The following is a 14040-nucleotide window of genomic DNA, read 5'->3' on the forward strand; positions in this document are numbered from 1 at the left end:
GAACGTATAAGGAGCAGCGGATCGTGACGACAGCCGGTGCGGCAGAGCCGCCGATGAGTGCTGGGGCGCAGCCGCTTACGGGTCCCCGAACGGGTCCGTACTCGGCAGCTGCGGCGGAAACGCTGTGGGGCAACGGCGCTGAACCCGTCCCCGAGGATGCGACGCTCGGTCCCACTGGGCGCCCGCTGCGTGCCGTGCCCGAACCGCCGCCGATCGAGCATCACGGTGATGCGCTGATCGTCGCGATGTGCAATCAGAAGGGTGGCGTCGGCAAGACCACCTCGACCATCAACCTCGGCGCCGCGCTCGCGGAGTGCGGTCGGCGGGTGCTGCTGGTGGATCTGGATCCGCAGGGTGCGCTGTCGGCGGGATTGGGTGTGGCCCACCACGATCTCGATCTGACCGTGCACAACCTGCTCATCGGATCCAAGGTCTCGATCGACGATGTCTTGATGCAGACCCGCGTCGAGAATCTGGATTTGCTGCCGAGCAATATTGATCTGTCCGCGGCGGAAATCCAGCTGGTCAATGAGGTCGGCCGGGAGCAGACGCTCGGGCGTGCGCTGGAATCGGTGCGTGATCGCTACGACTACATCCTCATCGACTGCCAGCCGTCGCTCGGGCTGCTCACGGTGAATGCGTTGGCCTGCTCCGATGGCGTGATCATTCCGATGGAGTGCGAGTACTTTTCGCTGCGCGGCCTCGCCCTGCTCAACGACACCGTGGAGAAGGTGCGCGACCGTCTGAACCCGCGGCTGAGCCTGTACGGCATTGTTGTGACCATGTTCGATGCACGGCTACTCCATTCGCGTCAGGTCATGGCGCGGGTCGTCGAGGTGTTCGGCGACCTGGTGTACGACACGGCGATCATGCGCACCGTGCGCTTTCCGGACGCCAGCGTCGCGGGTGAACCCATCACCACCTGGGCGCCGAAATCCAGTGGGGCCGAAGCATATCGGGCGATGGCGCGGGAAGTCATCCACCGGTCCGGCCGGTGATCGGCGGTACCGAACCGGCGCCATCGACGAACACGGATACGCTCGGCTCGGAGTCTGATGAGTTCGTCGATCGGGACTCCGACGCCGAGCGTATCGCGTCGACCGCGGACGATCTGCCGAGTAGATCTGGTGTCGAGAGCCAACCGACGGCGCAGACATCCGGGTTCCAGCTGCGGCTGAGCAACTTCCAGGGGCCGTTCGATCTGCTGTTGAATCTGATCAGTTCGCGCAAGCTCGATGTCACCGAGGTCGCATTGCATCAGGTGACCGACGAATTCATCGCCTACACAAAGGCATTGACCGCCGACATCGGGCAGCAGGCGTTGCGTGCGGACAAGATCCTGGATCAGACCACCGAATTCCTGGTCGTCGCGGCGACACTGCTGGATCTCAAGGCGGCGCGACTGCTGCCGTCCGGTGAGGTGACCGACGCGGAGGATCTCGAACTGCTCGAGGCGCGCGATCTGCTTTTTGCCCGGCTGTTGCAGTACCGCGCGTTCAAACAGGTCGCTGAGTTGCTCGGGGAACTGGAAGCGGTCGCGTTGCGACGCTATCCGCGCGCGGTCGGGCTGGAGGAGCGCTACGCCGACCTATTGCCCGAGGTTACGCTGGGAGTTGACGCGAACCAGTTCGCCGCGATCGCCGCAACGGCTTTCCGGCCGCGCCCGGCGCCGCGGGTCGGACTCGACCATCTGCACCAGCACGCGTTCTCGGTCGCCGAACAGGCCGCGCTCGTGCTCGAACAGCTCAAACTGCGCGGACCGGGTGGCTGGACGACCTTCGGCGAACTGGTCGCCGACTGCGATGTGCCGATCCAGATCGTCGCCCGCTTCCTGGCACTGCTCGAGCTGTACCGGGGCAAGACGATCGAGTTCGACCAGCCCGACCCGCTCGGCCCACTCTCGATCAGCTGGACTGGCGACCCGAAGGACGACACCGCCGACACCGTGACCATCGAGGAGGACTACGGGTGAGTGAGCGCACCGACGATGCGACACCCGTCGAGCATGACACCGCGACCGCAAGCGAGCAGGTCCACGGTGCTGCATCGATCGCGCAGTCCGCCGCAGTGCGCGCGAGCGCGGCGGAAACGGGCGATGATGCGGCATCGTCGAGTGATGAGCGCATGGAAGACGCCACAGCGGCGAATGTGCCAGGAGCTCGCAGCAGTACGACACCGAGTTCGAGCGGCAATCTCGCGGTGGGCATGGGCGTGGCGGAATCGAGCGTCGACAAGGCGGCGAGCGGGCGCTCTGGGGCCAGCGAAGCCGCCGTGGATGCGAATGCGCCAGGGACCGAGGGCACTGTGGCGGATTCGCGTGGTGGTGCTGCCCTGGACGCTGCGACCTCCGGCGACGCTGTCGGCAGTCGCAATGTCGACCCGGTTCCGTCTGGCACCCTCGAGCCGGGCCAGAGCCAACAGGCATCGGGCGGAGTCAAGGGCAGCGCGGAACGTACCGATGCAGCGCTGATGAGCGGTGGTGGCGAGGAGCCCGCGACTTCGGCAGGTGTGACGGAGGCGGTTAGCGGGTCGATCGTCGACGCCAATTCCTCTGGCACGGTCGAGCCGATCGCCAGCGAGGAGGTAGGGGCGAGCGCCGAGGAGGGTGACGGCGCTGCTGGTGAAGTTGGCGCGACGCGGCTGACGAGCGGTGATGGCGAGGAGCCCGCGGCTTCTTCAGTTGTGACGGAGTCCGTAAGTAGTCCGATCGTCGACGCCAATTCCTTGGGCCCGGCCGAGCCGAGCAGCAGCGAGGAGGCGGCGTCGAATACTGAGGATGGCGAAGGCGTCGCGGGAGGATCTAACGCGACGCCGCCGAGCAGCGACAGGGGCGCGGCGGGCGCAGTTTCGGCAAGGGCGACGAAGACCGCGCGTGCGACGAAGAGCAAAGAAACCGCCGGATCCGATGATCAAGTGGCGGAGTTCACGCCTGAACCGCTGGATGACGATGAATTCCGGTCGGCGTTGGAGGCGATGCTGCTCATTGTGGACGCTCCGGCCCCGGTAGAGCTGCTGGCCGACGCGCTACAGGACAAACCGGCGCGGGTGGAGCGGGCGCTGCACGAAATGGCGGCGGAACTGTCCGCACGGGCCAGTGGTATCGATCTGCGTTTCGTCGGTGACGGGTGGCGCTTCTATACTCGCAGCGAGTACGCGCCGTATGTGGAACGGATGCTGCTCGACGGCGCCCGGTCGAAATTGACCAGGGCCGCTTTGGAAACATTGGCGGTGGTGGCATACCGCCAACCGGTGACCCGGACCAGGGTCAGCGCGGTGCGTGGCGTGAACGTCGACGGCGTGATGCGAACCCTGTTGGCTCGGGGATTGATCGCCGAGGCCGGGGTCGACCCGGAAACGAACGGCACGCAGTACTGCACGACCGAACTGTTCCTGGAGCGGATCGGACTCGCATCGCTGTCCGATCTGCCGCCGCTGGCGCCCCTGCTACCGGGCGTCGACCTGATCGACGAGATCAACGAGAGTCTGGACACAGATCCCCGTTACACCAGACTGAAGAAATCCGCCGAGACCGATTTGGATCTCGGTACCGAAGACTGACAGGACAACATGAATACGCCCGCTCGCCGAGATGGCACACCGGATCGTAGGACCAGAAGCGACCAGCCCACCAAGGGCGGCGCAGGCCGAAGCGCACGCGATATGCGTTCGGCGCAACGGGGAAGTACGCAGCGCGGAGCCGCATGGAGCGGTTCCGAGCGCGGCTCCGCGCAAGGGGGTTATCGCGGGAGTTCCGAAGGTGGCGACCGTGGTTACCGCGGTTCGTCGCAGGACGATCAGCGCGGCTCCTCGCGTGGCGGCTACCACTCGCAGGGCGAGAGCGGCTATCGCGGTTCCGCCGAGCGGGGTTCCGATCGACGTGGTACTTCGCAGGCTGGCGGTTATCGTGGTTCGTCGCAGGGCGAGAGCGGCTACCGTGGTTCCGCCGAGCGGGGCTCTGATCGACGTGGTAGCTCGCAGGCTGGCGGTTATCGTGGTTCGTCGCAGGGCGAGAGCGGCTACCGTGGTTCCGCCGAGCGGGGCTCTGATCGACGTAGCTCGCAGGGTGAGAGCGGTTATCGCGGTTCCGCCGAGCGGGGCTCTGATCGACGTAGCTCGCAGGGTGAGAGCGGTTATCGCGGTTCCGCACAGGGCGGCTCAGGCTATCGGGGCTCGCAGGGCGGTTCGGATCATTCGCGTGGCGCCGCCTATCGTGCTGGCGCACAAGGCGGATCGGCCTCGCGTTCGGCCGGTTCGCGTGGCTACGCACCGGGAGGCGCTGCGCAGCAAGGCAATCCGCCGCGCCGCACAACCTCGGCCTCGATGTCCGCGCCCGTCGGAAAGAAACCCAAGAATCCGAAGCCGCAGAAGAAAGTAGTCTCCGCCCCGCTGCTGAGCAACGCCAAGCCCGCCAAGAAGCAGCACGTCGACCAGCCCGCCGAGGGCGGCCACGAGAAGTTGCCGTGGGGCGAGGGCGAGCGGCTGCAGAAGGTGCTGGCCAAGGCCGGTGTCGCCTCGCGCCGCGCCGCAGAGGAGATGATCGCCCAGGGCCGGGTCGAGGTCGACGGGGCGATCGTCACCGAACAGGGCCTGCGGATCGATCCGCAGCATGCCGTGGTCCGCGTCGACGGTACCCGCGTGATGGTGCGTGAGGAACTGGTCCATATCGCGCTGAACAAGCCCAAGGGCTGGCAGTCCACCATGTCCGACGATCTGGGCCGCCCGTGCGTCGGCGATATCGTCGCCGAACGCATCGCGGCCGGTCAGCGTCTGTTCCACGTCGGCAGACTGGATGCCGATACCGAGGGACTGCTGTTGCTCACCAATGACGGCGACCTCGCGCATCGGCTCATGCACCCGTCGTTCCAGGTGCCGAAGACGTATCTGGCGACGGTGAACGGTGAGGTGCACAAGTCGATCGGCAAGCGCCTGCGCGACGGTGTCGAACTCGACGACGGTCCGGCCAAGGTCGACAGGTTCCAGGTGCTCGAGCTGGGCGAGGGACGTTCGCTGGTCAAGATCGTGTTGCATGAAGGGCGCAAGCACATTGTGCGCCGACTGCTCGACGCTGTCGGCCATCCGGTGACCCGGTTGGTGCGCACCAATATCGGTCCGGTCGCACTCGGCGACCAACGGCAAGGCACGCTGCGCGTGATCGGCCGCGACGAAGTCGGCAAACTTTACGAGGCGGTGTCGTTGTGAACGGTGTAGAGATTCCCGTGGAGGTCCCTGCGATGGTTGAAGGCAGCACGCCGCTGGTCGTTGCCATGGATGGACCTTCGGGTACCGGCAAGTCCAGCGTGTCGCGGCGACTGGCCACCAGGCTCGCCGCCAGCTATCTCGATACCGGGGCGATGTACCGCGTCGCGACGCTGCGGGTGCTGCGGGCCGGTGTCGAGCTGACCGATTCGGCGGCGATCGGTGCCGCGGTGAAGGAACTGCCGCTGACCATCGGCACCGATCCCAGTCGCGAGTTGATCCTGCTCGACGGTGAGGACGTCTCCTCCGAGATTCGCGGCAACGCTGTCACCAAGGCCGTGTCCGCGGTGTCGGCCGTGGCCGAGGTACGCGAGTTGCTTGTTGCCCTGCAGCGTGAAATCGCTTCCGCCGCAGCGCGAATCGTGGTCGAGGGGCGCGATATCGGCACCGTCGTACTGCCGGATGCCGACGCCAAGATCTACCTCACCGCCTCGGCCGAGGCTCGCGCGCAGCGGCGCAACCAGCAGAACATCGCCGAAGGTCGCGGCGACGACTACGAGGGCGTACTCGCCGACGTGCAGCGTCGCGACACCCTCGACTCCACTCGCACGGTGTCCCCACTGCGTCCGGCCGATGACGCGGTGCAGGTCGACACCAGCGAACTGAATATGGATGAGGTCATCGACGAGCTGTATCGCGTTGTGGTGCGGCAGGTTTCGATCGGCCGGACAGGTAGGATGCAGTGAGTGAAGACGTTCTCGCGGGGGACGGCGTCTGGAGTGACGAATCCGATTGGGAGATAGCCGATCTCGACAGTGAGTTCGGCGAGGACGAACACCTCGCGATGCCGACGGTCGCGGTCGTCGGCCGCCCGAATGTCGGCAAATCGACACTGGTGAACCGAATCCTCGGTCGTCGTGAGGCCGTCGTCGAGGATATTCCCGGCGTGACCCGCGACCGCATTTCCTATGAGGCGAACTGGGCGGGTCGCCGTTTCCTGGTGCAGGACACCGGTGGTTGGGAACCCGACGCCAAGGGCCTGCAGCAGTCGGTTGCCCGCCAGGCCGAACTGGCCATGGAGACCGCCGACGCGATTCTGCTCGTGGTCGACGCCGTGGTCGGTGCGACGGCCACCGACGAGGCCGCAGTGCGGAAGCTGCGCCGCTCCAAGATTCCGGTGATCCTGGTCGCCAATAAGGTCGACGACCAACGCGTCGAGGCCGAGGCCGCCGCGCTGTGGTCGCTCGGTCTCGGTGAGCCGCGCATGGTCAGCGCCGCGCATGGCCGCGGTACCGGTGACCTGCTCGACGATGTCCTGGAAGTCCTCCCGGAGACCCCGCGTGAGGGCACCGGCGGTACCGGTCCGCGCCGGGTCGCGCTGGTCGGCAAGCCGAATGTCGGAAAGTCCAGCCTGCTCAACAAGCTTTCCGGTGATGAGCGTTCGGTCGTGCACGACGTCGCGGGCACGACCGTCGACCCGGTCGATTCGCTGGTCGAATTGGGCGGCAAGATCTGGAAATTCGTCGATACGGCTGGTCTGCGTCGCAAGGTCTCCCATGCCAGCGGTATGGAGTTCTACGCATCGTTGCGCACCAAGGCGGCGCTGGAGGCCTCTGAGGTCGCGATCATGCTGATCGATGCCTCCGAGCCGATCACCGAACAGGACCTGCGGGTGATCAGCATGGTCGCCGACTCCGGTCGCGCGCTCGTGCTGGCCTTCAACAAATGGGATCTGGTCGACGAGGACCGTCGTCTGCAACTCGACAAGGAAATCGACCGGGATATGGTCCGGGTGCCGTGGGCGCAGCGCGTCAATATCTCGGCGCATACCGGACGTGCCGTCCAAAAGCTTGTTCCCGCAATGGAAACGGCGCTGGAATCGTGGGATAAGCGCATCCCCACCGGTCGGCTGAACAATTGGCTCAAGGAAGTCATCGCGGCGACGCCGCCGCCGATGCGCGGTGGCCGGTTGCCTCGCGTCCTGTTCGCCACGCAGGCAACAACCCGACCGCCGACCTTCGTCCTCTTCACGACAGGTTTCTTGGAGGCGGGTTATCGGCGGTTCCTGGAGCGTCGCTTGCGGGAGGAGTTCGGCTTCGACGGTTCGCCGGTTCGCATTTCGGTTCGCGTACGCGAGAAGCGGGAACGCAGGAAGTAGGCCTTTCGGGACGGATGTCGTTGTCCGGCAGCGGCGTCCGTTCCGGATACGCCATCAGTAGAAGTCGGCGAGGTGGTCGGTTACCCACTCGGGCAGGGATCGTGCTGGGCGACCGGTGATATCGGCGACGGTGGTGGTGATTTCGAGGCGGGGAGCGACCCAGTGGGCCGAAGCCGAAGTCCGCCGCCGGATGGCAGCCTTGCGTCGCAACGGAATCCTGCAGTTCCAGCTCGATATCCCGTCCGCTGCATTGGGATTCGGCACCGAGGCCAGGCTCTGGATCGCCGCACAACCTGCCGCCACCGTGAGCGTCGGCGAGGCACTGGCCCGTCATCGCGAAGTCTCCTTTCGCCGCCGTCACCACCGGCGCTACCAATCTGGTCGCGGCCGTCAACTGCCGTGATCCCCAAGACCTCGGTCGCTACCTCACCGAACGCATCGCCGAACTTCCCGGCATCGCCACGCTCGAAACCGCTCCCATCATTCGCACCGTCGAACGCGCGGGTTCGCTGCTGCTCTGAAGTGTGCTGCGTCACGATGCCGAGCCGCCGCATCCGGCGTAGGTTCGTTAATTAGCGAAATGCCGAAGGAGGTGGCTGTGCTCGAAGAGTGCAAAGCGTTGGCGAATGAGACCCGCTTGCGCATCCTGGCGTGGCTCAAGGATCCGAACGCGAACTTCCCGGAGCGGGGCGAGGACGCCGAGCTAGGTGTGTGCGTCGGTCTCATCCAGCAGAAGGCGGGGACCTCGGCCTCGACCATATCGGCGCACCTCGCGATCCTGCAGCGCGCCGGATTCCTCAGCGCCACTCGACGCGGCCAGTGGACCTACTACCGCCGCGACGAAGTCCGCATCCGGGCCTTCACCGAAGAACTCCACCGCGTTCTCTGACCTACGAAGGAAGTTTTATGCCCACCGCACTGTCGATCCTCGATTTGGCGTCGGTCACGCCCGGCCGCACCGCACGCGACAGCTTCGAAAACAGCGTCGCGCTGGCCAGGGCCGCTGAGCGCAGCGGCTATCGACGCGTCTGGTACGCCGAGCACCACAACATGCGCTCGATCGCGTCGAGCGCCACCAGCGTACTAATCGGTTACGTTGCCGCGCATACCGAGACCATTCGACTCGGCGCGGGCGGCATCATGCTGCCCAACCACTCGCCGTTGGTGATCGCGGAGCAGTTCGGCACGCTGGAGACGCTGTTCCCTGGGCGGATCGACCTCGGGCTCGGCCGCGCGCCGGGCAGTGACCAGAAGACGATGTTCGCGCTGCGTCGCAATCCCTCCTCCGCGGACACCTTTCCGCAGGACGTGCTGGAGTTGCAGGGCTATTTGTCGGGCCACTCGCGGGTGCCTGGTGTGCAGGCAGTGCCGCGCGCGGAAGGCATTGTGCCGCTTTACATTCTAGGGTCGTCGCTCTTCGGTGCGCAGCTCGCCGCTCAGCTCGGCCTGCCGTATGCCTTCGCATCTCATTTCGCACCGGACGCGCTGCACCAGGCAGTCGCCGTCTACCGTGACAGTTTCCGGCCGTCGGAGCAGTTGGCCGAGCCGTATGTGATGGCCGGTGTCAATGTGTTCGCGGCCGAGGACCACGATGCGGCGGTGGCGCAGAAGACGATCTCCTACCGTGCTCGCGCGCGAGCCATGATTCGCCGTGGTGCGGCGGGCACGGACTTCACCGATGAGGAGATCGATGCATTCCTCGCCTCGCCGAACGGCAGCCAGCTCAGCGCGATGACCAGGTACACCGCCGTCGGCACACCCCCCGAAGTCCGTTCGTACCTGGCGGATTTCGCGGGGTCCATCGATGCGGATGAACTCATCGTCGCCCACCACGCCACCGAGATCGCTGACCGGCTGCGGTCGGTCGAACTCACCGGCGGGCTCATCACCGCGCCGGTAGCGCCCTAACTCAGCGAGCCGCCGACGATCATGTTCGCGGTGATGGTGCCGTCGACTTCCTTATTGCCGTAGATGACGACCGCGGCACCAACCGCCACATCCGACACGCTGCTGCCGGTGAGGACGAGTACCCGGGTAGCGGCGTTGACGTGAATGTTCGTCGTGGCACCCAGAATCCCTTGCACCGCAAGCGTTTTGCCGTCGTTGGCAGTTACCTTACCGACGGTCAGCCCGTGATTGACCTGGACCGCGTTCGCCGGGACGGCGGTGGCATTGGTGGCCGCCGATCCGGCGGTCGGTGCTGAATCCACGGAAGCGATGAAGAAGTACCCCACCAACGAAAGCAGGACCGCGAAGCTGGTGCCAATGAGCATGCCGAGATCGGGATAGTGCAGTCCACGCTTCGATGGGATCGTGATGGCAGTGAGTATCACCGGGTCGATGGCCAGCTCCGCGCCGCCGCTGGACTCCTTGCTGGGGAGGCCCTTGGGCTGGTTCGACCACGGCGTGGCCGGGGGACTCATAGCTTCAACGTTATTTAACGGAGTGCGAATACCTATCACCACTGGCGGGAGCACTTCGACACGCCGAGCGGGTGGGGTGCGGCCGACGCGCCGGTACCTGGCATTATCCGTGCATGGTCATTCCCAGCGTGCTGCCGGAACGCCCTACCGTCGGAACCCCGTTCGAAACCGGCTGGCCGGTCCGCCTCGCCGATACCGACCGGAACCGGCGTCTGCGCCTCGACGCCATCGCCCGCTATCTGCAGGACATCGGCTTCGAACACCTCGACGCCGTCCAGGACGGCGACATCCACCGCGGCTGGGTCGTCCGCCGCACCGTCATCGACGTCCTCGAACCCATCGAGTTCGGTGAGCACGTCACCCTGCGCCGCTGGTGCTCGGCCCTGTCCAACCGCTGGTGCAATATGCGCGTGCAGATCTGCGGCAGCAAGGGTGGTCTGGTCGAAACCGAAGGATTCCTCATTCATTTCGGCACCGAATCCGGTGTCCCCGCTCGCATGAGTGACCGCTTCATGGAGCCCATGCTTGCCAGCACCACCGACCACCGCCTGCGCTGGAAGGCGGCACTCACCGACCCGCTACCCACCGGGCCAGACGTCGAAGAAGTGCCCTTTCCCCTGCGCGTCGCCGATTTCGACTGGCTCGACCACGTCAACAACGCGATCTACCTCAGCGCCCTGGAAGAACTCCTCGCCACCCACACCGACCTCACCTCCGGCCCCCACCGCACCGTCATCGAATACAGCAAACCGTTGACCGCGGGCGAGCAGGTCCGTGTAGTCGGCCGCCGCACCGGCAGCACCCTCGACGCCTGGTTCGCCGTAGCCGACGACCCCCGCGCCGCCGCCCGCGTCACCCCACGCTGACTCCCGCCCCACCCGCCACACCGATAACCAGGCGATTCGGCGTCTGACCGTCCCCTGAGGTAATCTTTCCGAGCGCCCGAACACCAGGCGCAACGGGCTGTGGCGCAGCTTGGTAGCGCACCTGACTGGGGGTCAGGTGGTCGCAGGTTCAAATCCTGTCAGCCCGACAGACAAGCAGCACCATCAGGCCTAGGGCCACGCCACGCACGACTTGCCGTGAATGGGGCGAAACTGTGGTGTCAGTTCACGTTGGACACGCTTTGCGACCCGAATGCTCCCTGGCAAAAGGACGAATAGGCGACCCGCCTCGACTCACCTGCTGCCACCGGCACGCAGCGGATGTTCCCGGGCTTCCATATGAGTCCAACCCCTAGCGTCGGTGCTCAGTCGATTGCCTGCCGTGCCACGGTGATTTCGGGAACATACTTGTAGATCGTGGACCGTGAGACCCCCAGCAGGCGGGCGATCGAGGACACCGATTCATCGGGCCGAGTCAGCAGGGCGCGGGCCTTGCGGATCTGCTCGTCAGTCATGGCCGGCGGGCGGCCCAGGCGCTGCCCGCTACCCGGCCGTAGCCGACGAGCGCGCCGCCTCCGCCGATCGGATCGAGAGCATCGCCGTCGAGGACGAGCGCGGGCGGCCGGTCGAGGATGTCGGTCACGCCCAGACTGTACGAGATAAGGTCCGATAAGACTTTTGGACACCAACAGTTTTCAACACGCTTCTCGGACGCTTGGTGAGTGAGGGCGACCAGCGATTCCGGTCTTGGCGGACCGGTGTCGCTAAAACGATTCTCAACATCGCCGCTCATCGACCTGTCTATCAGCGGTGACCGCGAGTACCAGTCGACGTGAGCGGTCGCAGCGACCCGGGGTTCGTGGTGCCGGCTGCGGTTGTCGTTTGCCACCGTCGAGGGGACCACCACGTTGCCAGTCGTGGGACCACCGATAGCTGTGCAGAAGTGGAACGGGTTATCGCTCTGGTGATTGGCGGATGCCGCGTGCTCGAACGCCCGCTCAGCGGCATTACCGGATGTCCCGTCATGCGGAGTGCGGTGTGTACGGCTGCGCCGGGTCGACGCGCTGCCCGCGTTGGTTCATGCGCTGTTCAGTGAGGTTGATTCCGAATCCTATTGAGGATTGGGGTGTTGGTGAGGAAGATCGGCCAGGCGATTTCGGTGCGCCACTGGGCGGGGTCGGGGGTGTCGCGCTGGCCGGTGAGGTAGTACTCGCGGACGGGGCCGGGAACACCGAGGGCGTGGCGGGCGACGTAGGTGGCGAGGGCGCCGTAGGTGCGATCGACGCTGTCCGGGGAGCCGTAGTGGGTCATGATCGCCAGCTCAGCGGCGGGGACCATGGTCGGATGGACACGTCCCACGGGGTGGACGGTGCCGGTGCAGGGCACGAAGATGGTCGTCCGGCCGCGGTGGTCGGTGAATATCTCGTCGGCGTAGATCCCGCCGGCCGGACCGGTCGGGGGCAGGTGTTGGGCGATGAGGGTCGCATACAGTTCGCCGAGCGCGCCTTGCAGCCAGGTGACGCTGTCGGTGGCGTCGACGACCTCGGTGATCGCGGCCGCTGCGATGGCGGGAACGGCGCGCAACTCGACGGCGCTGTCGTCGGATGTGTTGTGCGTCAATAGATCACGCAGCTGATCGACGGCACGTTGGGTTCGGCCGAGTTGCTTCTGGAGGCGGTCCAGGTGTGCCACGATTCGCTCGTTGCGTGTGTGTGGATCGGGGGTCGCCACCACGGCCTGGATCTGTTCCAGCGGCATGTCGAGGTTTCGGAGGCGTCGCACGACCTGCGCGATGGCCAGTTGCTCGCTCGCGTAGCGGCGGTATCCGGTGTGTGGATCGATGTCGGCGGGGGTCAGGAGTCCGATCCGGTGATAGTGGCGCAGCGTTTTGACCGTCAGATGAGTGGCGCGGGAGAAGTCACCGATGGACATGTACGCGGTCATGATCGTCATTGTGCGGTCTCCCCTTGGGGGAGGGTCTTTCACGGTATTCGAGTTGACTCTGCGGCTGCGGTAACACCGAACGTGGTGACAGCGGCCCATCGGGACCGCGGAAAGGACACTGCCGCCGTGACGAACATCACGACTGTCGTCGACCGCTACACGGCGGTCTGGAACGAATCCGACGCCCAGCTGCGCCGCCGGGCCGTTGCCGAGCTCTGGGCCCACGACGGTGTGGAGTATGTCGAGGGCGCCCGCTTCGATGGACTCGACGAGCTCGTCGCCCGAATCGCGCACGCCCACACCGAATTCGTCGGCAGCGGCACCTACCGCGCAGCCCATGCCGGTGATCTCCGCCGCCACGGCGACGCCGTCTCGTTCACCATTCGGCTGATTACTTCCACTGTCGGCGAGATCGCCTGGGCCGCACGGGTGTTCCTGATCCTCGATGCCGAGGGCCGGATCCGGGAGGACTACCAGCTGACCATTCAGCCGCTGGCCGACCGATAACTTGCCGGTTCCACGTCACGAGATTTCCAGAGACAAGGAAGCCCACAATGCCCTACCTCCCAGCACCGGATGGGACCGTCCTCTTCTACCGGGACTACGGTGTCGGTCAACCTATCGTTTTCGTGCACAGCATGCTGATGAGCAGCGATATGTGGCGGCATCAGATGCTGCACCTCACCGGATACGGCTACCGCGCCGTCGCCTACGACCGGCGTGGTCACGGACGATCCGACGACCCCAGGACCGGATACGACTTCGACACTCTCGCCGATGATCTGGCCGCGCTACTCGACCGGCTCGACCTCAATGACGTCACACTGGTCGGACATTCGATGGGCGGCGGGGAGGTGATCCGGTATTTAAGCCGTCACGGGGCGCGTCGGATTTCGCGGATCGCGCTGGTCGGTGCAACCGCACCCCATCTCGATGTCGATCCGATGCATGCGGCCGAACTGCTCAACCAGCTCCGCACCGGCTACGGACAGTGGGTCGCCGACAACGCCGCACTATCCTTCGGTGACGGTCTGCCCGGTTGTCACATTCCACAATCCGAGAAGGACGCCACCATCCGAGACTGGATGCAGGTTTCACTACATGCCGCAGTGGAATGCAGCCGAGTCAATTTGGTCGCCGACTTCCGAGGCGAGGCCAGCCGCATCACCATGCCAACACTCATCGTGCATGGCGACCACGATTCCTTCGCACCATTACCGACCTGCGGGCAACGCTCGGCCGAACTGATCCCCGACAGCACACTCATGATCTACGAGAACGCCTCCCACATGCTGCATCTGTCCCACCGCGAACAGCTCAACAACGACCTGCTCGCATTCCATCGGTCCTGACGCGGTGCCCGACCGCGCAGGTGGCGAATACTCGCTCCTCGGCATGATTGCGCGTCCACCCACGGCCCGCGGCGCCGGACCGA

17 protein-coding genes and 1 tRNA gene are annotated in these 14040 nt (G+C 65.5%); 14 read left to right on the forward strand and 4 right to left on the reverse strand.

What is annotated here, in order from left to right:
* The first annotated feature begins 53 nt into the window (after window positions 1-53).
* The 10 genes from ACQP2U_RS13570 to ACQP2U_RS13615 all read left to right on the forward strand — a co-directional run bounded on the left by ACQP2U_RS13570 (window position 54) and on the right by ACQP2U_RS13615 (window position 9262).
* Window positions 54-998, forward strand: a complete 945-nt coding sequence (locus ACQP2U_RS13570; protein WP_397040642.1) for a ParA family protein — start codon at window positions 54-56, stop codon at window positions 996-998.
* A 113-nt stretch (window positions 999-1111) separates the two neighbouring features.
* On the forward strand, window positions 1112-1972 hold the full coding sequence (locus ACQP2U_RS13575) for a segregation and condensation protein A (protein ID WP_433716457.1): 861 nt from the start codon (window positions 1112-1114) through the stop codon (window positions 1970-1972).
* A gap of 941 nt (window positions 1973-2913) precedes the next feature.
* The gene (gene scpB, locus ACQP2U_RS13580) at window positions 2914-3558 is read left to right on the forward strand and encodes an SMC-Scp complex subunit ScpB (RefSeq protein ID WP_397040638.1); all 645 of its coding nucleotides are present in this window, start codon (window positions 2914-2916) and stop codon (window positions 3556-3558) included.
* A 762-nt stretch (window positions 3559-4320) separates the two neighbouring features.
* Window positions 4321-5199 (forward strand): pseudouridine synthase, encoded by an 879-nt coding sequence (locus ACQP2U_RS13585; RefSeq protein WP_433714966.1) that lies wholly within the window; start codon window positions 4321-4323, stop codon window positions 5197-5199.
* A 32-nt stretch (window positions 5200-5231) separates the two neighbouring features.
* Window positions 5232-5942 (forward strand): (d)CMP kinase, encoded by a 711-nt coding sequence (gene cmk / locus ACQP2U_RS13590; RefSeq protein ID WP_397040612.1) that lies wholly within the window; start codon window positions 5232-5234, stop codon window positions 5940-5942.
* Complete coding sequence (gene der / locus ACQP2U_RS13595; RefSeq protein ID WP_397040611.1) at window positions 5939-7354, forward strand: ribosome biogenesis GTPase Der; 1416 nt, start codon at window positions 5939-5941, stop codon at window positions 7352-7354. The genes cmk and der overlap by 4 nt, the downstream gene beginning before the upstream one ends.
* 136 nt (window positions 7355-7490) lie before the next feature.
* Window positions 7491-7757, forward strand: coding sequence for a hypothetical protein (locus ACQP2U_RS13600; RefSeq protein ID WP_433714967.1), 267 nt, complete (start codon window positions 7491-7493; stop codon window positions 7755-7757).
* On the forward strand, window positions 7732-7875 hold the full coding sequence (locus tag ACQP2U_RS13605; protein WP_433716458.1) for a hypothetical protein: 144 nt from the start codon (window positions 7732-7734) through the stop codon (window positions 7873-7875). The genes ACQP2U_RS13600 and ACQP2U_RS13605 overlap by 26 nt, the downstream gene beginning before the upstream one ends.
* A 77-nt stretch (window positions 7876-7952) precedes the next feature.
* Window positions 7953-8243, forward strand: a complete 291-nt coding sequence (locus tag ACQP2U_RS13610; protein ID WP_433714968.1) for an ArsR/SmtB family transcription factor — start codon at window positions 7953-7955, stop codon at window positions 8241-8243.
* 17 nt (window positions 8244-8260) lie between these two features.
* Window positions 8261-9262 (forward strand): LLM class flavin-dependent oxidoreductase, encoded by a 1002-nt coding sequence (locus ACQP2U_RS13615; protein ID WP_433714969.1) that lies wholly within the window; start codon window positions 8261-8263, stop codon window positions 9260-9262.
* On the opposite strand, the gene ACQP2U_RS13620 is transcribed toward ACQP2U_RS13615, so the two are convergent.
* The gene (locus ACQP2U_RS13620) at window positions 9259-9777 is read right to left on the reverse strand and encodes a hypothetical protein (protein WP_433714970.1); all 519 of its coding nucleotides are present in this window, start codon (window positions 9775-9777) and stop codon (window positions 9259-9261) included. The two genes, ACQP2U_RS13615 and ACQP2U_RS13620, sit on opposite strands and share 4 nt — an antisense overlap.
* A 113-nt stretch (window positions 9778-9890) precedes the next feature.
* Between ACQP2U_RS13620 and ACQP2U_RS13625 the strand changes: the two genes are divergently transcribed.
* Together ACQP2U_RS13625 and ACQP2U_RS13630 are read left to right on the forward strand one after the other, a co-directional pair.
* On the forward strand, window positions 9891-10643 hold the full coding sequence (locus ACQP2U_RS13625; RefSeq protein WP_433714971.1) for an acyl-[acyl-carrier-protein] thioesterase: 753 nt from the start codon (window positions 9891-9893) through the stop codon (window positions 10641-10643).
* A gap of 93 nt (window positions 10644-10736) precedes the next feature.
* Window positions 10737-10810: transfer RNA gene (locus ACQP2U_RS13630), tRNA-Pro, on the forward strand.
* Between the two features lie 216 nt (window positions 10811-11026).
* Here ACQP2U_RS13630 and ACQP2U_RS13635 read toward each other — a convergent pair.
* From ACQP2U_RS13635 to ACQP2U_RS13645, 3 genes are all read right to left on the reverse strand, one after another.
* Complete coding sequence (locus ACQP2U_RS13635; RefSeq protein WP_433714972.1) at window positions 11027-11176, reverse strand: helix-turn-helix domain-containing protein; 150 nt, start codon at window positions 11174-11176, stop codon at window positions 11027-11029.
* Complete coding sequence (locus ACQP2U_RS13640) at window positions 11173-11304, reverse strand: hypothetical protein (RefSeq protein ID WP_433714973.1); 132 nt, start codon at window positions 11302-11304, stop codon at window positions 11173-11175. Before ACQP2U_RS13640 ends, ACQP2U_RS13635 begins: the two co-directional genes overlap by 4 nt.
* A 446-nt stretch (window positions 11305-11750) precedes the next feature.
* Window positions 11751-12605, reverse strand: coding sequence for a MerR family transcriptional regulator (locus ACQP2U_RS13645; protein ID WP_433714974.1), 855 nt, complete (start codon window positions 12603-12605; stop codon window positions 11751-11753).
* A gap of 126 nt (window positions 12606-12731) precedes the next feature.
* On the opposite strand from ACQP2U_RS13645, the gene ACQP2U_RS13650 reads away from it, so the two are divergent.
* Both ACQP2U_RS13650 and ACQP2U_RS13655 read left to right on the forward strand, forming a co-directional pair.
* Complete coding sequence (locus tag ACQP2U_RS13650; RefSeq protein WP_433714975.1) at window positions 12732-13112, forward strand: hypothetical protein; 381 nt, start codon at window positions 12732-12734, stop codon at window positions 13110-13112.
* Between the two features lie 47 nt (window positions 13113-13159).
* The gene (locus ACQP2U_RS13655; protein WP_433714976.1) at window positions 13160-13957 is read left to right on the forward strand and encodes an alpha/beta fold hydrolase; all 798 of its coding nucleotides are present in this window, start codon (window positions 13160-13162) and stop codon (window positions 13955-13957) included.
* Window positions 13958-14040 lie beyond the last annotated feature (83 nt).

Source organism: Nocardia sp. CA-084685, assembly GCF_050955785.1.
Taxonomy (GTDB): domain Bacteria; phylum Actinomycetota; class Actinomycetes; order Mycobacteriales; family Mycobacteriaceae; genus Nocardia.

Excerpts from the sequence above, each read along its gene's own strand:
- ACQP2U_RS13625 (WP_433714971.1), top strand. The coding sequence starts at position 9,891 with ATGGTCATTCCCAGCGTGCTGCCGGAACGCCCTACCGTCGGAACCCCG.
- ACQP2U_RS13570 (WP_397040642.1), top strand. The coding sequence starts at position 54 with ATGAGTGCTGGGGCGCAGCCGCTTACGGGTCCCCGAACGGGTCCGTAC.
- ACQP2U_RS13615 (WP_433714969.1), top strand. The coding sequence starts at position 8,261 with ATGCCCACCGCACTGTCGATCCTCGATTTGGCGTCGGTCACGCCCGGC.
- ACQP2U_RS13645 (WP_433714974.1), bottom strand. The coding sequence starts at position 12,605 with ATGACCGCGTACATGTCCATCGGTGACTTCTCCCGCGCCACTCATCTG.
- ACQP2U_RS13585 (WP_433714966.1), top strand. The coding sequence starts at position 4,321 with ATGTCCGCGCCCGTCGGAAAGAAACCCAAGAATCCGAAGCCGCAGAAG.
- ACQP2U_RS13620 (WP_433714970.1), bottom strand. The coding sequence starts at position 9,777 with ATGAGTCCCCCGGCCACGCCGTGGTCGAACCAGCCCAAGGGCCTCCCC.
- cmk (WP_397040612.1), top strand. The coding sequence starts at position 5,232 with ATGGTTGAAGGCAGCACGCCGCTGGTCGTTGCCATGGATGGACCTTCG.
- ACQP2U_RS13655 (WP_433714976.1), top strand. The coding sequence starts at position 13,160 with ATGCCCTACCTCCCAGCACCGGATGGGACCGTCCTCTTCTACCGGGAC.
- ACQP2U_RS13635 (WP_433714972.1), bottom strand. The coding sequence starts at position 11,176 with ATGACTGACGAGCAGATCCGCAAGGCCCGCGCCCTGCTGACTCGGCCC.